The 20,834-nt window shown below is 39.8% G+C and carries 24 protein-coding genes; 3 read left to right on the plus strand and 21 right to left on the minus strand.

Annotated features, from left to right (window positions below; all coding sequences use genetic code 11):
- Positions 1–39 precede the first annotated feature (39 nt).
- From ACFWE9_RS07605 to ACFWE9_RS07635, 7 genes are all read right to left on the minus strand, one after another.
- Positions 40–1,311: a peptidase gene (locus ACFWE9_RS07605; RefSeq protein ID WP_377356282.1), complete on the minus strand. Its 1,272-nt coding sequence runs from the start codon at positions 1,309–1,311 to the stop codon at positions 40–42.
- Positions 1,312–1,320: 9 nt separating this feature from the next.
- Positions 1,321–1,986: a 3-oxoacid CoA-transferase subunit B gene (locus ACFWE9_RS07610; RefSeq protein WP_230160325.1), complete on the minus strand. Its 666-nt coding sequence runs from the start codon at positions 1,984–1,986 to the stop codon at positions 1,321–1,323.
- A complete protein-coding gene (locus ACFWE9_RS07615) occupies positions 1,953–2,663 on the minus strand; it encodes a CoA transferase subunit A (RefSeq protein WP_230160414.1) in 711 nt (236 codons plus the stop codon). The genes ACFWE9_RS07610 and ACFWE9_RS07615 overlap by 34 nt, the downstream gene beginning before the upstream one ends.
- Positions 2,664–2,665: 2 nt before the next feature.
- Complete coding sequence (locus tag ACFWE9_RS07620) at positions 2,666–4,030, minus strand: aspartate aminotransferase family protein (protein WP_230160323.1); 1,365 nt, start codon at positions 4,028–4,030, stop codon at positions 2,666–2,668.
- A gap of 168 nt (positions 4,031–4,198) precedes the next feature.
- The gene (locus ACFWE9_RS07625; protein ID WP_377356284.1) at positions 4,199–4,528 is read right to left on the minus strand and encodes a hypothetical protein; all 330 of its coding nucleotides are present in this window, start codon (positions 4,526–4,528) and stop codon (positions 4,199–4,201) included.
- A gap of 216 nt (positions 4,529–4,744) precedes the next feature.
- On the minus strand, positions 4,745–5,719 hold the full coding sequence (locus ACFWE9_RS07630) for a S66 family peptidase (RefSeq protein WP_230160319.1): 975 nt from the start codon (positions 5,717–5,719) through the stop codon (positions 4,745–4,747).
- A gap of 390 nt (positions 5,720–6,109) precedes the next feature.
- Positions 6,110–6,259 carry a YjcZ family sporulation protein gene (locus tag ACFWE9_RS07635; RefSeq protein ID WP_230160316.1) on the minus strand — a complete coding sequence of 50 codons (150 nt, stop codon included), beginning with the start codon at positions 6,257–6,259 and terminating at the stop codon, positions 6,110–6,112.
- Between the two features lie 306 nt (positions 6,260–6,565).
- On the opposite strand from ACFWE9_RS07635, the gene ACFWE9_RS07640 reads away from it, so the two are divergent.
- A complete protein-coding gene (locus ACFWE9_RS07640) occupies positions 6,566–7,654 on the plus strand; it encodes an SGNH/GDSL hydrolase family protein (RefSeq protein WP_377356287.1) in 1,089 nt (362 codons plus the stop codon).
- Between the two features lie 51 nt (positions 7,655–7,705).
- On the opposite strand, the gene msrB is transcribed toward ACFWE9_RS07640, so the two are convergent.
- A complete protein-coding gene (gene msrB / locus ACFWE9_RS07645) occupies positions 7,706–8,665 on the minus strand; it encodes a peptide-methionine (R)-S-oxide reductase MsrB (RefSeq protein ID WP_377356289.1) in 960 nt (319 codons plus the stop codon).
- A gap of 185 nt (positions 8,666–8,850) precedes the next feature.
- On the opposite strand from msrB, the gene ACFWE9_RS07650 reads away from it, so the two are divergent.
- Complete coding sequence (locus ACFWE9_RS07650; protein WP_230160311.1) at positions 8,851–9,594, plus strand: DUF4397 domain-containing protein; 744 nt, start codon at positions 8,851–8,853, stop codon at positions 9,592–9,594.
- 53 nt (positions 9,595–9,647) lie between these two features.
- On the opposite strand, the gene ACFWE9_RS07655 is transcribed toward ACFWE9_RS07650, so the two are convergent.
- The 11 genes from ACFWE9_RS07655 to ACFWE9_RS07705 all read right to left on the minus strand — a co-directional run bounded on the left by ACFWE9_RS07655 (position 9,648) and on the right by ACFWE9_RS07705 (position 18,253).
- Complete coding sequence (locus ACFWE9_RS07655) at positions 9,648–10,232, minus strand: YpmS family protein (RefSeq protein ID WP_230160309.1); 585 nt, start codon at positions 10,230–10,232, stop codon at positions 9,648–9,650.
- Positions 10,229–11,074 carry an SGNH/GDSL hydrolase family protein gene (locus tag ACFWE9_RS07660; RefSeq protein WP_377356292.1) on the minus strand — a complete coding sequence of 282 codons (846 nt, stop codon included), beginning with the start codon at positions 11,072–11,074 and terminating at the stop codon, positions 10,229–10,231. Before ACFWE9_RS07660 ends, ACFWE9_RS07655 begins: the two co-directional genes overlap by 4 nt.
- Positions 11,075–11,363: 289 nt before the next feature.
- Complete coding sequence (locus tag ACFWE9_RS07665) at positions 11,364–11,954, minus strand: SCO family protein (RefSeq protein WP_377356294.1); 591 nt, start codon at positions 11,952–11,954, stop codon at positions 11,364–11,366.
- Between the two features lie 152 nt (positions 11,955–12,106).
- The gene (locus ACFWE9_RS07670; RefSeq protein WP_377356296.1) at positions 12,107–12,949 is read right to left on the minus strand and encodes a DegV family protein; all 843 of its coding nucleotides are present in this window, start codon (positions 12,947–12,949) and stop codon (positions 12,107–12,109) included.
- Positions 12,950–13,170: 221 nt separating this feature from the next.
- Positions 13,171–13,434, minus strand: a complete 264-nt coding sequence (locus tag ACFWE9_RS07675; RefSeq protein WP_377356297.1) for a DUF2535 family protein — start codon at positions 13,432–13,434, stop codon at positions 13,171–13,173.
- A 135-nt stretch (positions 13,435–13,569) separates the two neighbouring features.
- Entirely contained in the window at positions 13,570–14,316 is a 747-nt protein-coding gene (tatC, locus tag ACFWE9_RS07680) for a twin-arginine translocase subunit TatC (protein WP_377356299.1), read from the minus strand.
- 85 nt (positions 14,317–14,401) lie between these two features.
- Positions 14,402–14,593 (minus strand): twin-arginine translocase TatA/TatE family subunit, encoded by a 192-nt coding sequence (tatA, locus tag ACFWE9_RS07685; protein WP_230160297.1) that lies wholly within the window; start codon positions 14,591–14,593, stop codon positions 14,402–14,404.
- A gap of 193 nt (positions 14,594–14,786) precedes the next feature.
- Positions 14,787–16,055 carry a threonine ammonia-lyase IlvA gene (gene ilvA / locus ACFWE9_RS07690; RefSeq protein WP_377356302.1) on the minus strand — a complete coding sequence of 423 codons (1,269 nt, stop codon included), beginning with the start codon at positions 16,053–16,055 and terminating at the stop codon, positions 14,787–14,789.
- Between the two features lie 150 nt (positions 16,056–16,205).
- A complete protein-coding gene (locus ACFWE9_RS07695) occupies positions 16,206–16,691 on the minus strand; it encodes a dihydrofolate reductase (protein WP_377356304.1) in 486 nt (161 codons plus the stop codon).
- Entirely contained in the window at positions 16,688–17,482 is a 795-nt protein-coding gene (locus ACFWE9_RS07700; protein WP_230160291.1) for a thymidylate synthase, read from the minus strand. Before ACFWE9_RS07700 ends, ACFWE9_RS07695 begins: the two co-directional genes overlap by 4 nt.
- Positions 17,483–17,539: 57 nt before the next feature.
- Positions 17,540–18,253, minus strand: coding sequence for an anthrax toxin lethal factor-related metalloendopeptidase (locus ACFWE9_RS07705; RefSeq protein ID WP_377356306.1), 714 nt, complete (start codon positions 18,251–18,253; stop codon positions 17,540–17,542).
- 213 nt (positions 18,254–18,466) lie between these two features.
- Here ACFWE9_RS07705 and ACFWE9_RS07710 point away from each other — a divergent pair, with 213 nt between their 5' ends.
- Complete coding sequence (locus ACFWE9_RS07710) at positions 18,467–18,709, plus strand: hypothetical protein (RefSeq protein ID WP_230160287.1); 243 nt, start codon at positions 18,467–18,469, stop codon at positions 18,707–18,709.
- Positions 18,710–19,199: 490 nt separating this feature from the next.
- On the opposite strand, the gene ACFWE9_RS07715 is transcribed toward ACFWE9_RS07710, so the two are convergent.
- Together ACFWE9_RS07715 and ACFWE9_RS07720 are read right to left on the minus strand one after the other, a co-directional pair.
- Positions 19,200–19,970, minus strand: coding sequence for a TerC family protein (locus ACFWE9_RS07715; RefSeq protein ID WP_377356308.1), 771 nt, complete (start codon positions 19,968–19,970; stop codon positions 19,200–19,202).
- A 197-nt stretch (positions 19,971–20,167) separates the two neighbouring features.
- A partial coding sequence (locus tag ACFWE9_RS07720) for a YpjP family protein (RefSeq protein ID WP_377356310.1) occupies positions 20,168–20,834 on the minus strand: 667 nt, incomplete at its 5' end.

The following is a 20,834-nucleotide window of genomic DNA, read 5'->3' on the forward strand; positions in this document are numbered from 1 at the left end:
CCTGACCCCCTTTTTAGAATCAGACCAATGGGAACATAATTATTTCTGTTCCACCCCACACCATTCAATAATGGTCAATGCGATGATTTCTGCGGTTTTCATCATTTTATCCACTTCTATATATTCGTTCGAATCATGTGCCAGCTTCGTCTCCCCTGGTCCAAATACAACTACAGGGGTTGATCCAACCGATGAAAGATACCCCCCATCCGTCGCCCAAGGGGAGGCTTCGACAAGTGGTTCTTCACCCACCACTTTTTCATAGCATGTGCCAATGGTTTTCATAAGTGAATGATCAATTTCGAGATTGCCAGGCAACCATCTTGCACCAAACCATTCTAATTCAATCGGTTTTTCTTTGAACCATGCATCACTCTGGTTTAGAGCCTCGATTCGTTGTATCAGCGAGCTTTGTGCCTCTTCCATGGTTTCTGTCGGGGCAATGCCGAATCTACCTTCAAGGACAGCCGTATCCGGCACGGAAGAAGGCCAATTCCCGCTTTGAATGCTTCCTATGTTGATTGGAATGGGGATGGTGACATTTTTATAAAGTGAATGACGAAGTGACTCATTTCTTTCTTGTTCAAGCTTCTTGATTTCTTTCATTACACCAACTGCTTTATCTATTGCACTAACTCCTTCATACCTCGTGCCTCCATGTGCAGACTTGCCTTTTATTTTGAGGCGAAACCACATCGAACCTTGCTGTAATGGAAATAGCTTCATATTGGTGGGTTCCGGAATGATTGCCCCATCAGCTTTATATCCACGTATGACTGCCGCAAGTGTACCGGCACCGCCGCTTTCCTCTTCAATCACACTCTGGAATATCAGGTCTCCCTTCAATTGGATGCCAGAATCGACGATTGCTTCAATTGCTAGCAATAAAGAAACATTGCCGCCTTTCATATCTGTCGTTCCCCGCCCAAACACTTTCCCATCACGTAACTTGCCGCTATAAGGATCATCATGCCATGCTGCATGATCTCCTTCGGGAACGACATCAATATGTCCGTTTAAAATAATAGATTTCCCCTTGCCGGTTCCTCTTTTAATAGCCACAAGGTTCGGATTTCCTTTAAAGTCCCTGCGATCGCAATAAAAATGAGGATGATTTCTCAATTGTTCATCCCCGATTTCCCATAGATCTATTTCAAGACCAAGCTGTCTGCACTTCTCGACTACAATGGCTTGTGCACTCCCTTCTTGCCCCCTCTTGCTTGGTTCCTGAACCAGTTTTTGCAAAAGCTGAACCCCATTCATCCGATGTTCAGTCAACCATGTTCTTATTTTTTCCTCATACATATCCATTCTCCTCTCTCATTCTTTTAAAATATGGATGTTTTCAGAGACGGTAAACGTGGCTTCGGTCCGATTCCTGATTTCCCGGATATTGGACGTTTCAAATACATCCGTTAATAGGAGGCCTTCTGAAGTTACAGAAAACACGCCTAATTCCGTGATGATCATATGTACGCATCCTTTGGCAGTTAACGGCAACGTACATTTTTCGACCAATTTTGACATCCCCGCTTTATCGGTATGTTCCATCAGGACGATGACCTTTTTTGCCTTAGCAGCCAGTTCCATGGCACCGCCCATACCTGGCACTCGCTTACCCGGGACAATCCAATTTGCGAGATCTCCCCCTTCACTTACTTGAAGGGCACCAAGAATCGTGATATCCACCTTTCCGCGCCGTATCATTCCAAATGCAACCGAGCTGTCACAGTAGGATGCCCCGGCTCTAATGGTGATCGGTAGTCCCCCTGCATTGCAAAGATGCGCATCTTCCTTCCCACTTTCAGGTGAACTGCCCATTCCCACGAGGCCATTTTCAGCATGAAACATAACTTTATGGTCATGTAAAAGATGATTCGGAACAAGTGATGGAATGCCAATTCCCAAATTGACCAGCATTCCATCGCTTATTTCTGCTGCTGCACGTTTCGCTATTTTATTTCTATCACTGGTTCCCATACCCATTTCCAATCGACTCCTTTTGATGGAATGATATAATCCACAAAAACACCCGGTACAATGATGTCCTCTGGATCCAGAGAGCCAAGGGGAACGATCTGCATGGCTTCAACTATCGTGATTTGTCCGGCCGTAGCCACGAGTGGATTCGTATTCCTTGCGCTTTTATCAAATATCAGATTTCCATAAGGGTCTGCCATTTCTGCGTAAACAATTGCGATATCGGCCGTTAATGCCGGTTCCACCAGATAATTTTTCTTATCTATACTAACCGTTTGCTTGCCGTCCCGGACGATATCGGCGTCCATGCCAATATCACTCAAAATCCCTCCTAGCCCCATCCCTCCGGCCCGGATGCGTTCGATGAGCGTCCCTTGCGGAGAAAACTCCACTTCAAGCTCACCATTGTTCATTAATAGTCCTGCATTTGGATTGGAACCGATATGGGAAACGATGATTTTTTTCGCTCGGCGTTGCGTGACCAGTTTTCCGATTCCTATATCGGGGAAACCTGTATCATTCCCAATCAAGGTTAAATCCTTTATACCTGATTCCAATATCAGGTTAACTAATCCCGGAGGTGTCCCTATACCACCGAATCCCCCATAAAGAATGGACTGGTTATCTTTAAAAAGGTGGAGGACATCCTCCAAACGACAAATTTTCCGGAAAGTATTTTCCAACACTATGACTCACTTCCTTGTTTGGATGGCCGTTTTCCTATGGACTCATTGAATTGCTGAAAAGTTATATCAACCCTCATTAACAATTCGGCACATTCCTCTTCCGATATCGTTAAAGGAGGGGAAATAATGATGGCTGCCCCTGTTACACCGTCTTGGCCTGCTGCTGCGGGGTACAGGAGGATTCCATTTCTACTACCCAATTCAATCATTTCATTCGTCACATTGGCTTCTTTTGGAAATGGGGCCTTCGTGGCCTTATCCTGGACAAATTCGATGCCGATCAATAAACCCTTGCCGCGGATGTCACCGATAAAGGAGTACTTCCTGGCTATCTTCTTCAGCCCCCTAATCAGGTCTTTCCCTCTATCGGCAGATTTTTCGACAAGTTCATTCCTTTCGACATATTCCAAAACGGCTAAAGATACCGCACACGACAATGGATTCGCACTAAGCGTATGGCCTCCGATAATTGACCGTGAGCCTTTCATGATTGGCTCCATCACACTTTTGGTCATTACTGCGGCAGCAATCGGGGTATACCCGCCACTCATGCCTTTACCAAATGTTACGATATCAGGTTCCACATCCCAATATTCGGAAGCAAGCATTTTACCGGTTCGACCAAAGCCAGTCATGACTTCATCGGCAATGAATAAAATGTCATTCTCTTCGCAGATTTTCTTGAGTTTTTGAAAGTAACCATCAGGAGGAACGATGGCCCCCCCTGCTGCGCCGATGACAGGTTCTGCGATGAAAGCCGCTATATTTTCACTGCCAATACGTCGGATTGATGCTTCCAATTCCGAAGCACAGGCCATTCCGCACGTATGGGAATCAAGTTGAAGTGGACATCGGTAGCAATATGGAGGAGATACTGAAGGATATGATTCAAGCATTGGAGTAAACCGTTCCCGGCGAATCGGATGTCCAGACATCGAAAGAGCCCCCATGGTGATGCCATGATAGCTCATCCACCTCGATATGATTTTTTGTTTCTTGGGCTTGCCTTTTTCCTGCCAATGCTGAATGGCGATTTTCAAGGCCGTTTCAGTCGCTTCAGAGCCGCTGTTTACAAAAAAACTATAAGTCAGGTCCCCTTTGGTTAATTCAGCAATTTTTTCGGCAAGTTTCTCTGCAGCCTCACTGGTAAATTGAGAACGATATACAAACGAAACCAATCTAGCCTGTTTTGCCATTGCTTCATAGATTTCCTGAACACCATGGCCAATGTTGGCAGTTACAGCACCGGAAGAAGCATCCAGGTAATCCTTTCCTTCTTTGTCGTATAAAAATACGCCCTGACCATGACTGATAGTCGGGTAGGCTCCTCCCAAGATCGGCTTGATCAATGAAGACTGCTCCATTAGCCCACACTCTCCTTCTTTTATAAAACAAATGCAATATAGTAAAGTGTATGTCCAGAAGAAGGGAATCTTGCTAAGGAAATTGACCTATGCTCGTAAAGTGTGTAAGTGAATTTGTCTAAAAAAGGGGACAAAAAAAGTGTATCCGCAAGAGATACACTTTTTTTCTTACAATGCGCTATTTAGTTTTTCTTCACGAACTGACTCCAAAAAACTTTCATCCTTTAAAACAGCCAGCACATTTTTATAAAAAGCAGTTTTATCAATAACTGAGGTATGTACATATTCATACTCTTTTAAAGATGGATGACGCAAAACATTTTTCATGCAGGAATGACAAACTTTTTTTGTTCCTAACTTATAGTAGTTCAAGTTACTTGCATCCCCATTAGAAGTGTCTTCGTTACAAACGAAACATGTATGGCTCACACGGCCTTTTTTATTATACTCGGCCAAAACCCCTTCTAAACGTATGGATGCGGGAATTGTTAATAACACATAATCACCTTTTCTATTTTAAATCTCTTAGTATTATATCAGAAAAATATAGAATTTGAACAATTAGACTCATATTCCCTAATAATGCATGGAAAATCGGACAATTTCCAGAGAAGATAAGAGGACAGACTCCTAAAAAACACCAAAAACGAATACTATATTTATATATATTCGTTAAAACACCGTCCACTTTTTGAACGGCGTCTTTATTTTGTTTTATGAATCGATTTGTATCGTTGCTTTACCGTTCTTAACCTTCATAACAGCTTTTGAACCGACCGGCATCGTCACAAATGGATGAACATGGCCAAAATTGGCATTAGCGATCACTGGTATGCCATTTATCTCCTTTTTGGTTGCAATGATTTCCTGTAAAGCATATTCAGTCATACCGGATTCCTTTTGGAAACGGCCAATTACGATTCCCTTAATCCCACTTGCATCGGGCTGATGCAGCAATGATTGTAAATCCCGGTCAAAACTGAATGGATGGCTTTCTTCGTCATCTTCTATGAACAGGATACTGTCTTGCAAGGATGGCATAAACTCGGTACCTTGTAAAAGATTGAGTGTACAAAGATTCCCACCAATGACCGTTCCAGCCGCTTCCCCTTCCTGAATGACCATATATCCTGCATTCGGGTGGAAAGTTCGATCATCCTGTTCTAAATGCCAAGAGTCATCACTCCACGTTTCGCTTGGCTCAAGATAAAAGCCTTCACTTTCGATTATGGCCTTTTTAAAATGTTCCATCGTATATTCCAGACCTGCCTTCATCCCGAACGTCGAGAAATGGGGACCTGAGTATGTAGTCAAGCCAGTTTTTTTATAAATAGCCAATAAGATTGCGGTTATATCACTATACCCCATCATTACTTTTGGATTTTCCTTAATCAAATCGTAGTCAATATATCGTAACAATTGGTTGGCATTATAACCGCCGATGGCTGTAAAGATCCCCTTTACATTCGGATCCCTGAACGCATCATGCAAATCCTCGATCCGATCTTCAATCGAATTCGAGAAAAAGTCATCATGGAACAAAGCCGTTTTACCATATGTCACTTTAAAACCAAGCTCCGTCAATCTTTCTTCTGCCAATCTGCGTTGTTCCCCTTTGACGATCGCCAAGCTTCTCGAAGGTGCAATAACGCGAATTTCATCCCCTGCTTGTAAACGGGAAGGTTTCATATCTTTATCCCCCTAAATTAATAACATAATCGTTATTTTAGCAGATATGGGGAATAAATAAAAATCAAGAACCTTAAGGAACAACAGTCGGGCAACTCCATGTAATGAGGCTTCCATCATTCTTTTTTTGCCATTTCCCCTAAAAAAAAACTGGATGTCCCGATTGCCCTCCAGTTCCGCTTTACTTCGTTTTCCTCATCATTGGCATCCTTGTTAATCGCGTTTTGCCGGTACTGAAATTTTGTTATGTATCGCTTGTCCCTGGTACATAGTAGGATCTTCTTATTTAAGTACAACAACCTTTCGAGTCAGAGCTATACCCCGTCCAATTAAAAAATCCCTTACATTAAGAAAAGACCAGCTTTTTCAACTGGTCTTTGTGTTATTCAATTAGCAGCAAAATGAAGCACCGATGATAATCAACAGAATGAACAAGACAACAATTAAAGCGAAGCCTGATCCAAATCCGCAACCGCCGCCGCCGCCGCAGCCACCACCATAACCGTATCCTCCGCCACCAAATCCACCATATCCGTACATTAAGATTCACTCCTTTTAGATTTCTGATTTCTCTTTACACCTTACCATATGACAATACGCCCGCCTCGGTCTGTGCATATGCCTATTTTTCTTGATTTAAGAAAAAACTTTCGAATGAGCACCTTCATCATCGTTACTAATTAAATGGGGCCCACCAAATATAACTATGAGAAATGGCTAAAAACGTTTCATATTTATTGTGTTACTTTTTATTTAGGATATAATAAGGAAAAAACAATTCTTAGCCTCTTTAAGCTATCTCATTCCTATAATAGATACATAAAAGGTTAATACGGGGGAACACAATTGAAAAAGAAAGCAAAATCCTTCATCCCTTTCGCTGCAATCGCCACGATTCTTCTAATCAGCTATATCCTTCAAAAAACTCCTAAAACATATGGATCGGATGATTCGATAGATGTTTATCAAAAATTCCAATCAGGCAAGCCCATTCAGTATCTTGTTATTGGAGATAGTATTGGAAGAGGGTCAGGAGCTGAAACTCCTAATCTAACATGGTTCAAACAGTTAGAAAATAAGATGTATGAAACAAATGATATCCCTTTCCACGGGGATTACGTGGTCCAAAGCGGGTCCACTGCTTTTGAAGGTCTTTTTAAGCTTTCCCAAAGAAGGCAGCATGACCATAAGGATTTGATTTTCATCGTATTCGGTGAAAATGACCGCAAGTATATGAGTGTCGATGATTTCACGATGACGTATGAAGCTTTAATCAGAGAGGCAAAACGTCTCCACCCTCATGCAGAATTATTCACAATAACTGAAAGTTCCTTGAAATTCAAGGAATTTGGATCTGCCATCAAACTTTTATCCGAGCATTATGGTGCAACGAATGTGGATATGCGTCCTATATTCAAGGATTCAGGTTATACGGAGAAACAGTTGACTAGAGATTTGATTCATCCAAATGGCCTGGGCTATAAATTTTATGCCAATGCAATTTATGATCACTTCCTAGATAATATAAAACGGGAGAAGACCGTTGCAGGCCTTCCCCCTAAACTTCATGCCCGCTCTGATTTAGATTTAAAGGAAGTTGACCACTATGTAAAAATGAAAGGTTTTCGTCCAATGGGGGGGTATTTTTCAAGTAAAGAAAAAGGCAGTGTCATTGAATATAACTTCAAGGGAAGTATTCTTGGTGTGAAATTGCTTAGAAGTCCCGATGGAGGGGAAGTAAATGTATGGATCGATGGCAATGAAATCACGACTTTGAATACATGGTGGCCATTTGCCCGTGAAAGATATTTATTTATCACCAATGGACTGCCTCCAGGTTCACATACGGTCCGTTTTGAGGTAACTGCCAGAACAAATGCAATAGATCATATCACCTTTCCATATGTCCGGATCGCGTCGATCATCACCGATTAAATCCCGCAAAATTGATAAAACCCCTATCATCCTATGATAGGGGTTTTTCAGTCAATCAAATAGCTTCTTGTATTCTCCGTATCCTTCTTTTTCAAGATCTTGGATTGGGATGAATCTCAAAGAGGCAGAATTGATGCAATAGCGTAATCCCGTCGGTCCCGGACCATCATTGAAAACATGACCAAGATGAGAATCGGCTTTTTTTGAGCGAACCTCGATTCTTCTCATTCCATAACTCGTATCGAGATTTTCCACCACTTCCTCTTCTTTTAGCGGTTTGGTAAAGCTTGGCCAACCGCAGCCTGAATCGAACTTTTCTTTTGAAGTGAAAAGCGGATCACCTGAAACGATGTCCACATATAACCCATCCTCCTTCAAGTTCCAGTATTCATTGTGAAAAGCTGGTTCCGTTCCATTATTTTGGGTGACTTCATATTGAATTGGTGAAAGTTTCTGTTTTAATTCTTCTTTACTTTTCATTTCCCCCCCCCAATGATGTTGGATAAATGCTTTTCGTCCTGATCCAATCGAATATCTTTCATAATGCTCAGGTTGCTTTTTATAATATTGCTGGTGATAGGTCTCAGCTGGATAAAACGTTTTGGCTGGTATTATCGGCGTTACAATCGGTTTGGAAAATTTCCCGCTCGCCTGCAGCTTCGCCTTGGATGTCTCAGCAATTTCACGTTGGTTTTCGTCATGATAAAAAATGGCAGTTTGATAAGAACTTCCCCGGTCATAAAATTGCCCGCCAGCATCGGTCGGGTCTATTTGCTGCCAAAATAACTCGATTATATTTTCATATGGATATACGTTTGGATCGAAGGTAATCTGTACAGCCTCATAATGTCCCGTCGTTTCTGAGCAGACTTCTTTGTACGTGGGATTTTCCGTTGTCCCGCCCGTATAGCCCGAAATGACGGATTCGATACCAGGCTGTTCATCGAACGGTTTCACCATGCACCAGAAACATCCACCTGCGAATGTTGCTTTCTCCAATAGTTTTGTCAAATGAAAAATCCTCCTTTTTTTACAAACCATCCATTGAAAGCATTTTAACGCTTTTATTTTGCCTTGTAAAATAATATGCCGACCAATCCTTCTAACGAAAGCGCTCCTTTCCCACTCAAGGGTTGACACATGCCCAAGCATCACACCATATGATAGGTCATAATGGAAAATGAGAGGTGTTGGAAATGAGCGATAAACAATCATATTTACAAAAAGCTGTAACTTATGATTTACTATCGTCTTATTATAAGTACAGCAAACCACATCTGCATGATTATTATTACCATAAGTACTTGATAAATCTTGAAAAAGCAAGGCAACAAGTAAGATATGAACATATGAAGGTCTTACTTCCTGCACAAGTACGCATTTTACATGCTGCGCCAACAACTCCTTCAATTGATATTTATGTAAATGAAATGCCTATTCTCAAAAACTTTTCATATAGAGATATCAATGGGTATTTACCATTCGCCCCCGGCAAGTACCAATTGGATTTATACCCCAGCGGACAATCCACCTCACCCCTGCTAAGCCGTAAAGTGGGGCTTGAAAGCGGGATATCCTATACAGTGGCCGCTGCATTGTCATATGAATCGGTGAAGATATTAACTTTCGAAGATAATCCATTTGTTCCTAAAAATGAAGCCAAGGTTCGATTCATCCATCTATCATCCCCATTACCGTCAGTCGATATTGCCGTCAAAGATGGAGATGTCGTTTTTGAAAATCTCTCCTTCAGGAAAGCAAGTGAATACCTTAATATACATCCCATGATCGTTGACTTCGAAGTAAGGAAAGCAGGGACAAAAGAGATTATACTTTCACTTCCTAACAAGGATTTCCAGGGAAATACCTCCTCAACCATTTATATATTAGGGTTAAATCGGGAATCATCGACGTTAGAAGCCCTAACGTTATCCCCATAAATGGATAAAAACCAGGAAACATTGATCCTGGTTTCTAATCGATTTAATCACTATCATTGCAATGATGAGGGGATGGTCAATAAAAATGAAATGTCATCATTTTCAAGATCGAATTTTTTTGCCTTAACCCTAATGTCACTTTTCAATTCCATATCCTGTAATGACACATAAATACTTTCGTCATTGGGGCTAATGCTTACCCAATCCGGCATATTATAACGCTCGTTTATTAGATTCATTACATATGAAACAGGAAGGTTCATTTTTCCGACAGCAATGGATTTTTGCTTTAGGATCAAGTCCCCATTTTTTTGGGCAATTGGTTCAAAAGTTAATTTCATTTCTACTTCACGATTGAAAAATGGCATGGTTCCATATAATTCGACTACGTCCGTTAAATATACTTCGTAATGAATGGATCCCGTCAATCCTTCTTTATCAAGATACTGGTTGATTAACCTTGTCAAATCTTCCCGATTCGTATGGATTTGAAATTGGATATCTTCTTCGTGGCTTACTTTTGGTATCAGCTCATCATCTTTAGTCGGTAGATTAACTAAAATCAGAACAAATAGGATGACCAGGATGTTTAGGGCTAATAGGGAAATAAACAAAGCCTTCCATTTGACATTTGTCATTCTTGGTCATCATCTCCTTTGGCACTCGCCTCCAACGTGTCCTCTCCAATTGTGGTTATATCCATGTCATTATAGATTCTTGTCGCGATTAATTCATATCCTCGGTCATTGGGATGAAAATAATCCTCTGCATAGAGTAAATCTTCCTCGGAATTCTTGAAAATATCTGCTATTTCAATAAAATAGGCTGAATCATATTCTTCTATAATCTCTTTCCCACTTTCATTCCATTCATTCATGATCATATCAAGTTCATAAAAATCTGCGAACCATTTGGAAAATGGATTGTATACGCCCACAAGGTATATTTGGGCATGGTCATTTTCGGAGCGCACCTTATCAAGTATCTGCCTTAATCTTTTTTCATACCCTACCTTTGCCGATTCAAACTGATTCAGTTCCAAATTGGAGAAATTCTGTTTAAAGACCTTCATGATATCATTTCCACCGATAGTGACAACAATCGAATCTGCTTGTTTTATGTCTTCTTTAATCCTAGCCTTATCCAGTCTTTTCAATAGTTGGTCGGTCCTATTTCCACGTATGCCATGATTTATCATCTCTACAGAAGTAATGGATGGTTCTTTTTCCAGCTTATTTTGTAAATAAGGCAGATAGCCGCCATTATCTTTACTATCACCGACCCCTTGAGTCAAGGAATCGCCAATCGACACGATTTGCACAGGATCCGGGAAAAAGCTGGCAGGAATAGTATCCTTTTCACTCAGCTCTATTATGCTTTTCTGCTGAACGGATGGTTGATTTGAAGCTGTTTCACTACTTTGACCGCAACCTGAAATCCAAACTATGCATATGAAAAGACAGGTGATTCTGTACCTCATGACCCTCACCTTCCTACCCATATATTATATCATGTAGAAAACCAAAGATTGCAAACAATATACCTTCATTGCATATCTAGCTAGAGCATTCCTTCCTATACACTATGAAAAATGCAAGGAATTAAAGCTATTCCTATAAAATTTAGCATGTACTGTGCAGGTAAAATCATTCTTCACTTCCGCTGTTTCTTCAAAAACTACATGCGTCATATTCACCGTCGCAAATAGGCTCTTGTTAAAAATCAATAAAGAATAAAAGAAAACAGAAAGAACAGGTCAATTAACCTGTTCAATAATTCTGTAAAATTTTAATATGCTTAATGATTTCATCAAAAGGGATATCCTGCAGACCTGTGTAATCCCTAATGATCTTTCCATCTTGATCCATTAGAAAAAAGCTTGTCCCATGAATCACCTGATCTTCTGCTTCAGGTTTTTTGACGATCGTTTTAAAGTTATCCAATGCAAACTGCTCGATTTCTTCCTGACCATAACCGGTTAGAAAATGCCAGTTCCCGTAATCAACGTTAAATTGATCTCCAAACTTTTTTAAAACATCCGGCTTGTCTATCTCAGGATCCACAGAAAAAGAAACGAACTCTACATCTGATATACCTTCATCCTTCAATTGCTGTTGCAGCTTCGACATATTGGCAGTCATGGGCAGACAAACTGTCTCGCAGCTTGTAAATATAAAATCCGCCACCCAAACCTTTCCTTTAAGATCACTTTTTGAAAAAGGCTCGCCTTCCTGATCAATGTAACTAAAGTCTTCCAAATCCCAATTTTTAGCATCAGGTACTCCATTGGAACCGCATGCCGTTAATAGCAATAAAATTGAAGCCCCCATAGCTGCCATAAGCAAATGCAGCTTTCTCATCTCTACCCCGTCCTTTATGTATAAAATATTCTGTTACTTCATTAATTTTAACAGACCAATTGAAATGAGAACAGCAACTCTTTCAACGAAATAAAGACATGTGTAAAAATGTTTTGGACCCTTCTGCAATAGGCATATTTCAATCGGCTTTATCAGTCCCAATAATACATGATTGCCATGGCACCTTCACCTGTATGGGTACTGACGACGGCAGTGGTTGCTTCTATTTTTATGTCTTGAAAACCCGATAATTCTGAAATGGCATGGCGGACTTTATCTGCAATTTCAAGTCCATTTGCATGTACAAAACCAATGCCCCTAACTTTTTTTCCTTGTGTATCTTCTTTAAACTTCTTGATGATGAACTTCACGACCTGGGACTGGCTTCGAGCTTTGGATACAGGATTCAGTACACCATCATCCAGTAGCGCTATTGGCTTTATGTGCAAAAGTGAACCGATTAAAGCGGAAACTTTACCAATCCTTCCGCCCTTGACGAGGTTATCTAGTGTTTCTATGACAATGATCAAACTTGACTGCTTTTTAATTTGTTCAAGGCGTTCAATTATCTCTGCTGCGGATTTCCCTTCCTTCGCCAGTTTCGCTGCCTCGATCACCTGAAAAGACATCGCCTTGGAAATGAATTTCGAGTCCAAAACGGTGACCTTCGCTTCAGACATGCTTGCTGCGCTCTCCGCTGAGCGTACAGTGCCGCTCATACCACCTGTCATATGAATGGAAATGATCTCACTGCCGTCCTTACCAAGTTCATCGTACACCTCCACAAATGTACCTACGGCTGGCTGTGAGCTTTTTGGAAGTTCTTTTGACTGGTTCATTCTTTTCAAGAATTCCTCTTGTTCGATTTCAACCTTATCTAAAAAAGTCTCCCCATCAATAAAGATCGATAAAGGAACCATTGTGATATCATAATATTCCAGTTCTTCCGGTGTCATATCCACTGTTGAGTCTGTTACAATCTTAACTTTATTCATCATTACACATCCCTAGATTAACATATCTATTGTATTATACCTATTCAAGGTAGGCATTCAAACTAAAGGTTACTTTTTTGCAGAAGGATTAATACTGAACGAAAAGATTACACAAAAAAAGACCATCCCATTAGCTAACCAGAGCATGCCGCATTATTCGATATTGCATGAAATTCGTGGCATCTCTTTTATCGGAGAAGTTAGCTATGGAACAGTCCAGATTAAGCATTATTTAGTAAACTCCCAAAAAAAATCTTGTTATAAACAGGCCATTTGAGTACGGATGCTAAATAATGCTTGAATGAGTAATTTTCTTTATGATCTTTATTAGCAAAAACTTTCTTTACAAATACTTCCAAACGCACGGTCAACATAAAAAAATTCGGATCACTTGGCAGTAAGACAGGTATTTCTGAAATTGTGACCTTATGTCCAAAACAATCTTTGAATTCCAAGCATTTGAACATCAAAATATCAATCCTCATTTTTAACCGATTGCTTACATTATACACAATAAATCAAAAAGTATAAATATTCAAATGTATAAAAAAAGCACAAATCCTGCCTGTCTTCCATTAAAAAAGACCCATAAGGGCCAAAAGCCTTCATGAGTCCTTTTATCATATACCTTCCTCGTAGTTGCTTTCCCGCAAGCTTTCACGCTTCACCTTGCGTTTATAGACAAATTTAGATAATGAAATACTGACTTCGTATAACAACAGTAGTGGAACCATTACCAAAAAGTCTGACATAAAGTCAGGCGGCGTAATCGAAATCGCTATGACCACAAGTACAAAATAAGCGTACTTTCTTAATTTTTGAAGCACATATGGATTAATTATCCCAATGGAGGTCAAAAACATAGTAACGACAGGAAGCTCGAATAAAACAGCAAAAGGTATTGTCATATTAAAGACGAATGAAAAGTATTTATCCGCTGTAAAGCTGGTTATGAACATCCCATCGCCCAATTCAATCAAAAATTGAAGAATGGTCGGGAAGATGACAAAATAACCAAAAGCAAGCCCTCCGATAAAAAGCAAGAAAAGTGCCGGTATATAGGAAAGGGTCGCTCTTACTTCATTTGGCATCAAAGCGGGTTTAACGAATAACCAGATTTGCAGAGCTACTATCGGAATCGTTGCAGCAATGGCTACAACACCTGAAAGCATAAAGTAAATCCAAATAATATCACTCGGTCCCAATACCATCAGGTCAAAATCGAGATCCTTCACAAACCAATTGTAAATATCTTCCACATAAATAAAACTGGCGATAAAAAAGATGACAAAAGCAACCGCAGTAATAATAAGCCGTTTTCTCAATTCATCGAGATGATCGATGATATTTAATTCTTTATCTTCCAAAGTTGATCACGCCTTCATCTGAAAATCCGTATCTTTGTTCCAGCATAAAGGCGTAAGACGATTCCATCTTACGCCCAGCATTCAATCATTCTTGATTTTTTTGTTGTAATTTCTTATCTTCTTCATAATCACCTTTTGTCAAATCGTTCGTGGACTTTTTAAATTCACGAAGTGTTTGCCCAAAAGCACGGCCAATCTCGGGAAGTTTTTTTGGACCAAAAATAATTAATGCCAATATTAAGATGAGAATTAGACCTGGTACTCCAATGTTTGACATGGATACATCCCCTTTGGTGTTGTAATTAGACCTATTCCGATTATAATACCATTTCCAACCATTTGAAAGTAAACCCGCAATTCGTCATACAATGGTAACAATTATCGACAGTATGCTCGTAACCGCCGGGCAGGTAGAATAAAATGTAAAAACATAAGTATTATTCTATCCTAATTTATCATTTTGTCCATGATTAAATCAATAAGTGAAATAAATTACTGTCTTTATTGACCTCAACGAACGAAAATCCTTTTTTGTTCATTCTTTGAATGAGTCCATCATAATCATTTTTATATTTTAGCTCTATACCAACAAGGGCCGGACCACTTTCTTTATTGTTTTTCTTCGTATATTCAAAACGGCTTATATCGTCATTCGGTCCTAACACCTCATCTAGGAATTCCCTTAAAGCTCCAGCTCGTTGTGGAAAATTCACGATAAAATAATATAGCAGTCCTTCATATAGTAACGATTTTTCCTTAATTTCCTGCATACGTCCAATGTCGTTGTTCCCCCCGCTGACCATGCAAACAACCGTTTTGCCTTTGATTTGTTCTTTGTACAAATCCAAAGCAGCTACAGATATAGCCCCTGCCGGCTCAGCGACAATCGCATGCTGGTTATATAAATCGAGTATCGTCGTACAGATTTGCCCTGAAGGAACGACAACGATATCTTCCAGGTTTTCCTTACAGGTCTGATATGTCAGCTGTCCTACGCACTTGACAGCTGCCCCGTCAACAAATGTATCGATGTTTTCAAGTTCGGTAACTTTTCCTTCCTTGAACGAATATTTCATCGAAGCAGCATCTTGCGGCTCCACCCCAATGCATTTCGTTTTTGGTGAAACCGATTTGAAATAACTTGATACCCCTGCCATTAATCCGCCACCACCGATAGCTGCGAATACATAATCGATTCCATCTTCACAATCATTCAGAATTTCAACAGCGGTCGTACCCTGACCGGCAATTACCTTTACATCGTCAAACGGATGGATAAAGGTACGCTCTTCTTTTTCACAGCATTCCATTGCCATCACAAACGCATCATCGAATGTATCACCAATCAGGATGATTTCCACATTATCCCTGCCGAATAACTGAACTTGATCGACCTTTTGCCTTGGTGTTGTGGCAGGCATATAAATTTTTCCGTGGATACCTAATTGACTGCACGAAAAAGCAACTCCTTGTGCATGGTTTCCTGCACTGGCGCAAACGACCCCATTCTTCGTCTCTTCCTGGGTCAAACTTTTCATTTTATAGTAAGCCCCTCTTAATTTAAAAGAGCGAACATGTTGAAGGTCCTCGCGTTTTAAATAAACATTACATTCATATTTATCAGAGAGCCTCTGATTTTTTTGTAATGGAGTATGTAAAACAATCTCTTTCAGTTCTCTATAGGCAATTAGAATGTCTTCCAATTGAATCCCCCTATTCATGGATGCAGTTTGATTCATATTAATCCCTCATTTCCTTCCTAATCAATTCAATCATTATAGCACTTTACTGTTATTAATGTAATTGATTTTTCTAAAAATTCTTTCTTTTGCTCATTCTACACCAAAAAAAGCCGATTATGGTCATTGCCCATAATCGGCTTTTAACATTTATTTTTTTTGCAGAATAATAAAATCATGTGCATATCGATTTTTATCATCCATGGTGCCCTGGATTGAAGTGGTTTTATCCCATTCTTTTTCATTAATCAATGGAAAGAAAGTATCACCTTCAAAGGTTTCATGAATTTCCGTTATATACAATCGGTCGGTAACAGGCAGGATTTCTTTAAAGATTTCGGCTCCGCCAATCACGAAAACTTCCTGATCACTGTTGTCTGCATACGTTTTTATTTGTAAAATATCATGTAAAACCACGCAACCTTCGGCTTTAAAATCCTGATTGCGGGTAACGATGACATTTTCCCGGCCAGGCAGTACCCTGCCGATCGATTCAAATGTTTTTCTGCCCATGACGATTGGATGGCCCATCGTCACTTTTTTAAAATACTGCAGATCTGCCGGTAAATGCCAAGGAAGTTGATTGTTTTTCCCTATTACTCGATTTTGATCCATAGCCACTATTAACGAAATCATATGCTAACCTCACCTTTTATATGTGGATGGGCTTCGTAATTTTCCAGAACGAAGTCCTCGAAGCTAAAATCAAAAATATTTTTCACTTCAGGATTTATTTTCATGGTAGGCAATGGTTTCGGATCACGTGTCAATTGCAGTTCCACTTGTTCAAGGTGGTTAGAATAAATATGGACGTCCCCAAAAGTATGTACAAATTCCCCAACTTCCAAATCACACACCTGGGCAATCATCATTGTTAAGAGCGCATACGAAGCAATATTAAAGGGAACACCTAAAAAAACATCCGCTGAGCGCTGATATAGCTGGCAGGAAAGCTTGCCATCAGCCACATAGAATTGAAAGAAGGCGTGGCACGGCGGCAAGGCCATCTCGTCCAATTCCCCAACATTCCAGGCACTCACTATCAATCTTCTTGAATTTGGATTCGTTTTGATTTGGTCGATCAATTCACTGATTTGGTCGATTTGCCTGCCATCTGCAGTTCCCCAAGAACGCCATTGATGACCATATATCGGACCTAATTCACCGTTTTCATCAGCCCATTCATTCCAAATGCGTACGCTATTTTCCTGAAGGTAGCCAACATTTGTATCCCCCTTCAAAAACCATAATAGTTCATGGATGATCGCTTTTAAACTAACCTTTTTCGTTGTAAGGACAGGGAAACCATCTTTTAAATTGAATCTCATTTGATATCCAAAGGTACTGATCGTGCCTGTTCCGGTCCGATCGCCTTTTTGAGATCCATTCTCGAGTACATGTTTACATAAATCTAAATATTGCTTCATGATAAACCACCTTTTCTACATTCATTCTCCTTATTTTAACGTATAACCGCCCATAGTTTAATCTAATTGTTTAATAAAATTATAAGTCTCGGGTGCTTTTTGTCTCAGTAATTGATTTTGTTCGAAGTTTACATAAAACATGGCAAACGTTTCTGCGAAGTATTCCTCAGGATAATTGGAAAAATACGACTGTCCGGGAAACAGTCCATTGACTTCCTTCCCCCAAATACTCAAAAAATCCATATCCCCACGTATTCCATCATAAACGATATTATCAATGGAATGGGCTAACTCATGTAGCTCCAAATTGACAGAGCCATGCCCGTGACCCTTGTCACTCGCTCCGATTTTAACCAATACTGTATGGGATCCGCCCATTCCAGGCACATCATCCCAAGTCGTTTTTTTATTTAGATAACCGCGCGGGAATTGTCCCTTTAATTTAGCAGCAGATTGGTTTTCGGTTAAATTACCGTTAAAAAGTTTGACCCTAACACCGCTCTCAGCAGTTTTCATCACTAGGGAATGAGGCAATTTATTAATGGTGCCTACGATTTTCAGTGCTTCCGTTTGATCGTATTCCCCTTCTGATGGAAACAAAAAAATACTTTGCAATTCTTTATTTTCTTTAAATAATTCACTTTGTCTTATAAGATTATCTTTGGGCAAATTCCGCCATTTTACTCCATCTTCCTTTGCCAAGGAATAGGAGAGCATAGAGAGGGAAAAGGCAAATATGGTAAATATGGTTAACCATTTTTTTCTTTTCACAATCATCTCCCCTTTCTCCATTTCTCATTACGATAATATATGTTTCTTAAATTCTCTAAATCTTACATACTATTATATTAGTATAACATATTGATCTCATGTAAAAACTCTATGTTTTTTTGGTAATTTCGGTTGCACAACATCATCAAAGAACCCTTGCTCCAGTCTTTTCATATATCAGTAGTATAATCGTAAAAGGTTTAGGGTGATTACATGGAAACCGATAATAAAAAAGCCACCCTGAATGAGCATCGTGAACTTGCAGAAGAAGTCCTTGATATCTACAGTTTAAAAGTGTTCATCATTCTCGACCTTTTGCTGTTCGCCATTTTCCTTGGCATACTTCTGCATCCGTTACTCTCATCACTCTGGCTTAACGTTTTATTGCCTTTACTTTTCTTCACTACATTTACCGTCCTTCTTCAATTACTTGATATGTTCCATAAAAAAAGCTGACATCATTTCTGATGTCAGCTTTTTTTATAGCTTTTACCATTTAAACGTTAATTTCCACTCCAGGCACTCGCTTTCCGCGGGCGGTCCGTGAGCCTCCTCGGCTTGCGCCTGCGGGGTCTCCCGTAGACACGCTTTTCTAAGCAGGAGTCTCGTACACCCGTTCCAATCAACTTTGTTTTAACATTTAGATAGAACCCCTTTTGTCAACCTGATTCATTTCAGCGAGATCAACTGGAGCCCTTGTACGATTTGTTTCGTAAAATGGAGACATCCATAGATTTCTCTTTCATGTATGACTTGGTGAAATAAGAAAGATTCTTCCGCAAGCATGACTATGTGTACGATGAACATTTTAATTGTTAGCTGTGCCCCTCTGATTTCCATTCAATAAAAATCAAAAAGGTTTCAGCATGAGACCGTTCCTAAACCTTTTTGTCTACAAACTAAAAAAGTTGACATCATTTCTGATATCAGCTTTTTTATATAGTGATCAACCATGTTCTTTTAGCCTTTTCCCTTTCTTAAAATGAAGTGCGATTGTGGTGCCGAAAATCATTAGAATAAAGGCAAAAAAGATAGCAGGCTGGATTTCAATCCCTAAGACGGCAATTAGCATTTTTATTGCAATGAATCCTATAAGAACATATGCAGCATTTTCCAATTCCGGAACCTTATCTATCAGTTTTAAAAATAATCCTGCCACTCCTCGCATCATCAAAACACCAATCATCCCGCCTGTCAAAAGGACCCAGACTTTTTCACTCACGCCAAAGGCGGCCAAGACGCTATCGACGGAAAATGCTATATCCACCAATTCCACTGCGGCCACCGTCCCCCATAATGTACCAAACATACGGATCAGCAAGCTGTTTTTACTCATACCCTGGATATCTTCATCGTTACCAGCTTGTTTTTTTCTTTTATCCCGAAAGTATTTAAACGAGAGCCAGCCAAGGTAGGCCGCTCCAATCACCTTCACCCACCAAAGCTTAATGAGGAACACACCAATTCCAATCGCTACAAACCTGAAAGCGTAAGCACCTAATAAACCATAAAAAAGTGCTTTTTTCCGTTGTTTTACCGGAAGGTGCCTGACCATTATTGCCAATACCAAAGCGTTATCCGCTGATAGTAATCCTTCCATCAGTACGAGCGTCCCAATCAATCCCCAGCTCACTGGATCGGATAAAACCTCCACCCACATATGCCAATCGAAAAATTGGGAATATGTTTGAATGATGCTATTTAACAACTCTGACATGATAAAGACTCCTCTGCTGCTATAACTTACAAATTAAAAAACCATTTAAAATAACATTCTTCCCATTAATGAGAAATACTCTACTTTTTTTCAAACACAAAATAAATACGTTGCATGACAACGTATCATTTAATGCCTATTATAAATGTCATTTCCATCATACTCTTACACATAAATAAAATCAAAGAACCCATCCACTATGAGAGCATTTGCTTACTTGTCCACTCTGGCGGCGTATTTTTATCCCAATATATTTTACCTATATCATAATGGGTGGCAAATGAATCATGATAGGTATGATAATGAAAATTGAACCAATATCCCTCAAGTGGAGGATTTTCCTGCCTGACATGGAACCTGATGATATCCTTGCCGCTGGTTGAATCATAAATATGAAAAATTTTCTCAGCCCTACCTGCGCTTGGCTGCTCAGTGATCGTTAATTGCTGTAATTTTTCATCTGGAAATTGCGCAGCCATTTCTGTAATGGCTTCTTCCACTTTTGGAAATATGGCCATTTTGAACTCATCGCCAATTTTAGGCTTGATCTTATCGCCAAATTTCATAAAAGCGTTTTCCTCCGCTTTATCCAGAATGCCCGATAAAAATTCTTCCCGGTCGAATTCGTCTTCCAGTTCAGTCGGTTTCTGTGAGGCACGATAGGCTGAACCTTCTTCTTCCACCAAGCCTTTTTTAGCATCCTTTAACGAATCGGCTTCAGCTAGCCAAGCTAGATCTGAAGGAGTGACAAGACCAAACGTCAAAACGGATACTAAAATGATGAGACTTTTCCTGAACCAAACTGCTGTTTTCAAATCACACTCCCCCTTCTTTTTTATATTGTCTTTATATTTAGTATACTTT

Source organism: Peribacillus sp. NPDC060253 (genome assembly GCF_042727425.1).
Taxonomy (GTDB): domain Bacteria; phylum Bacillota; class Bacilli; order Bacillales; family DSM-1321; genus Peribacillus.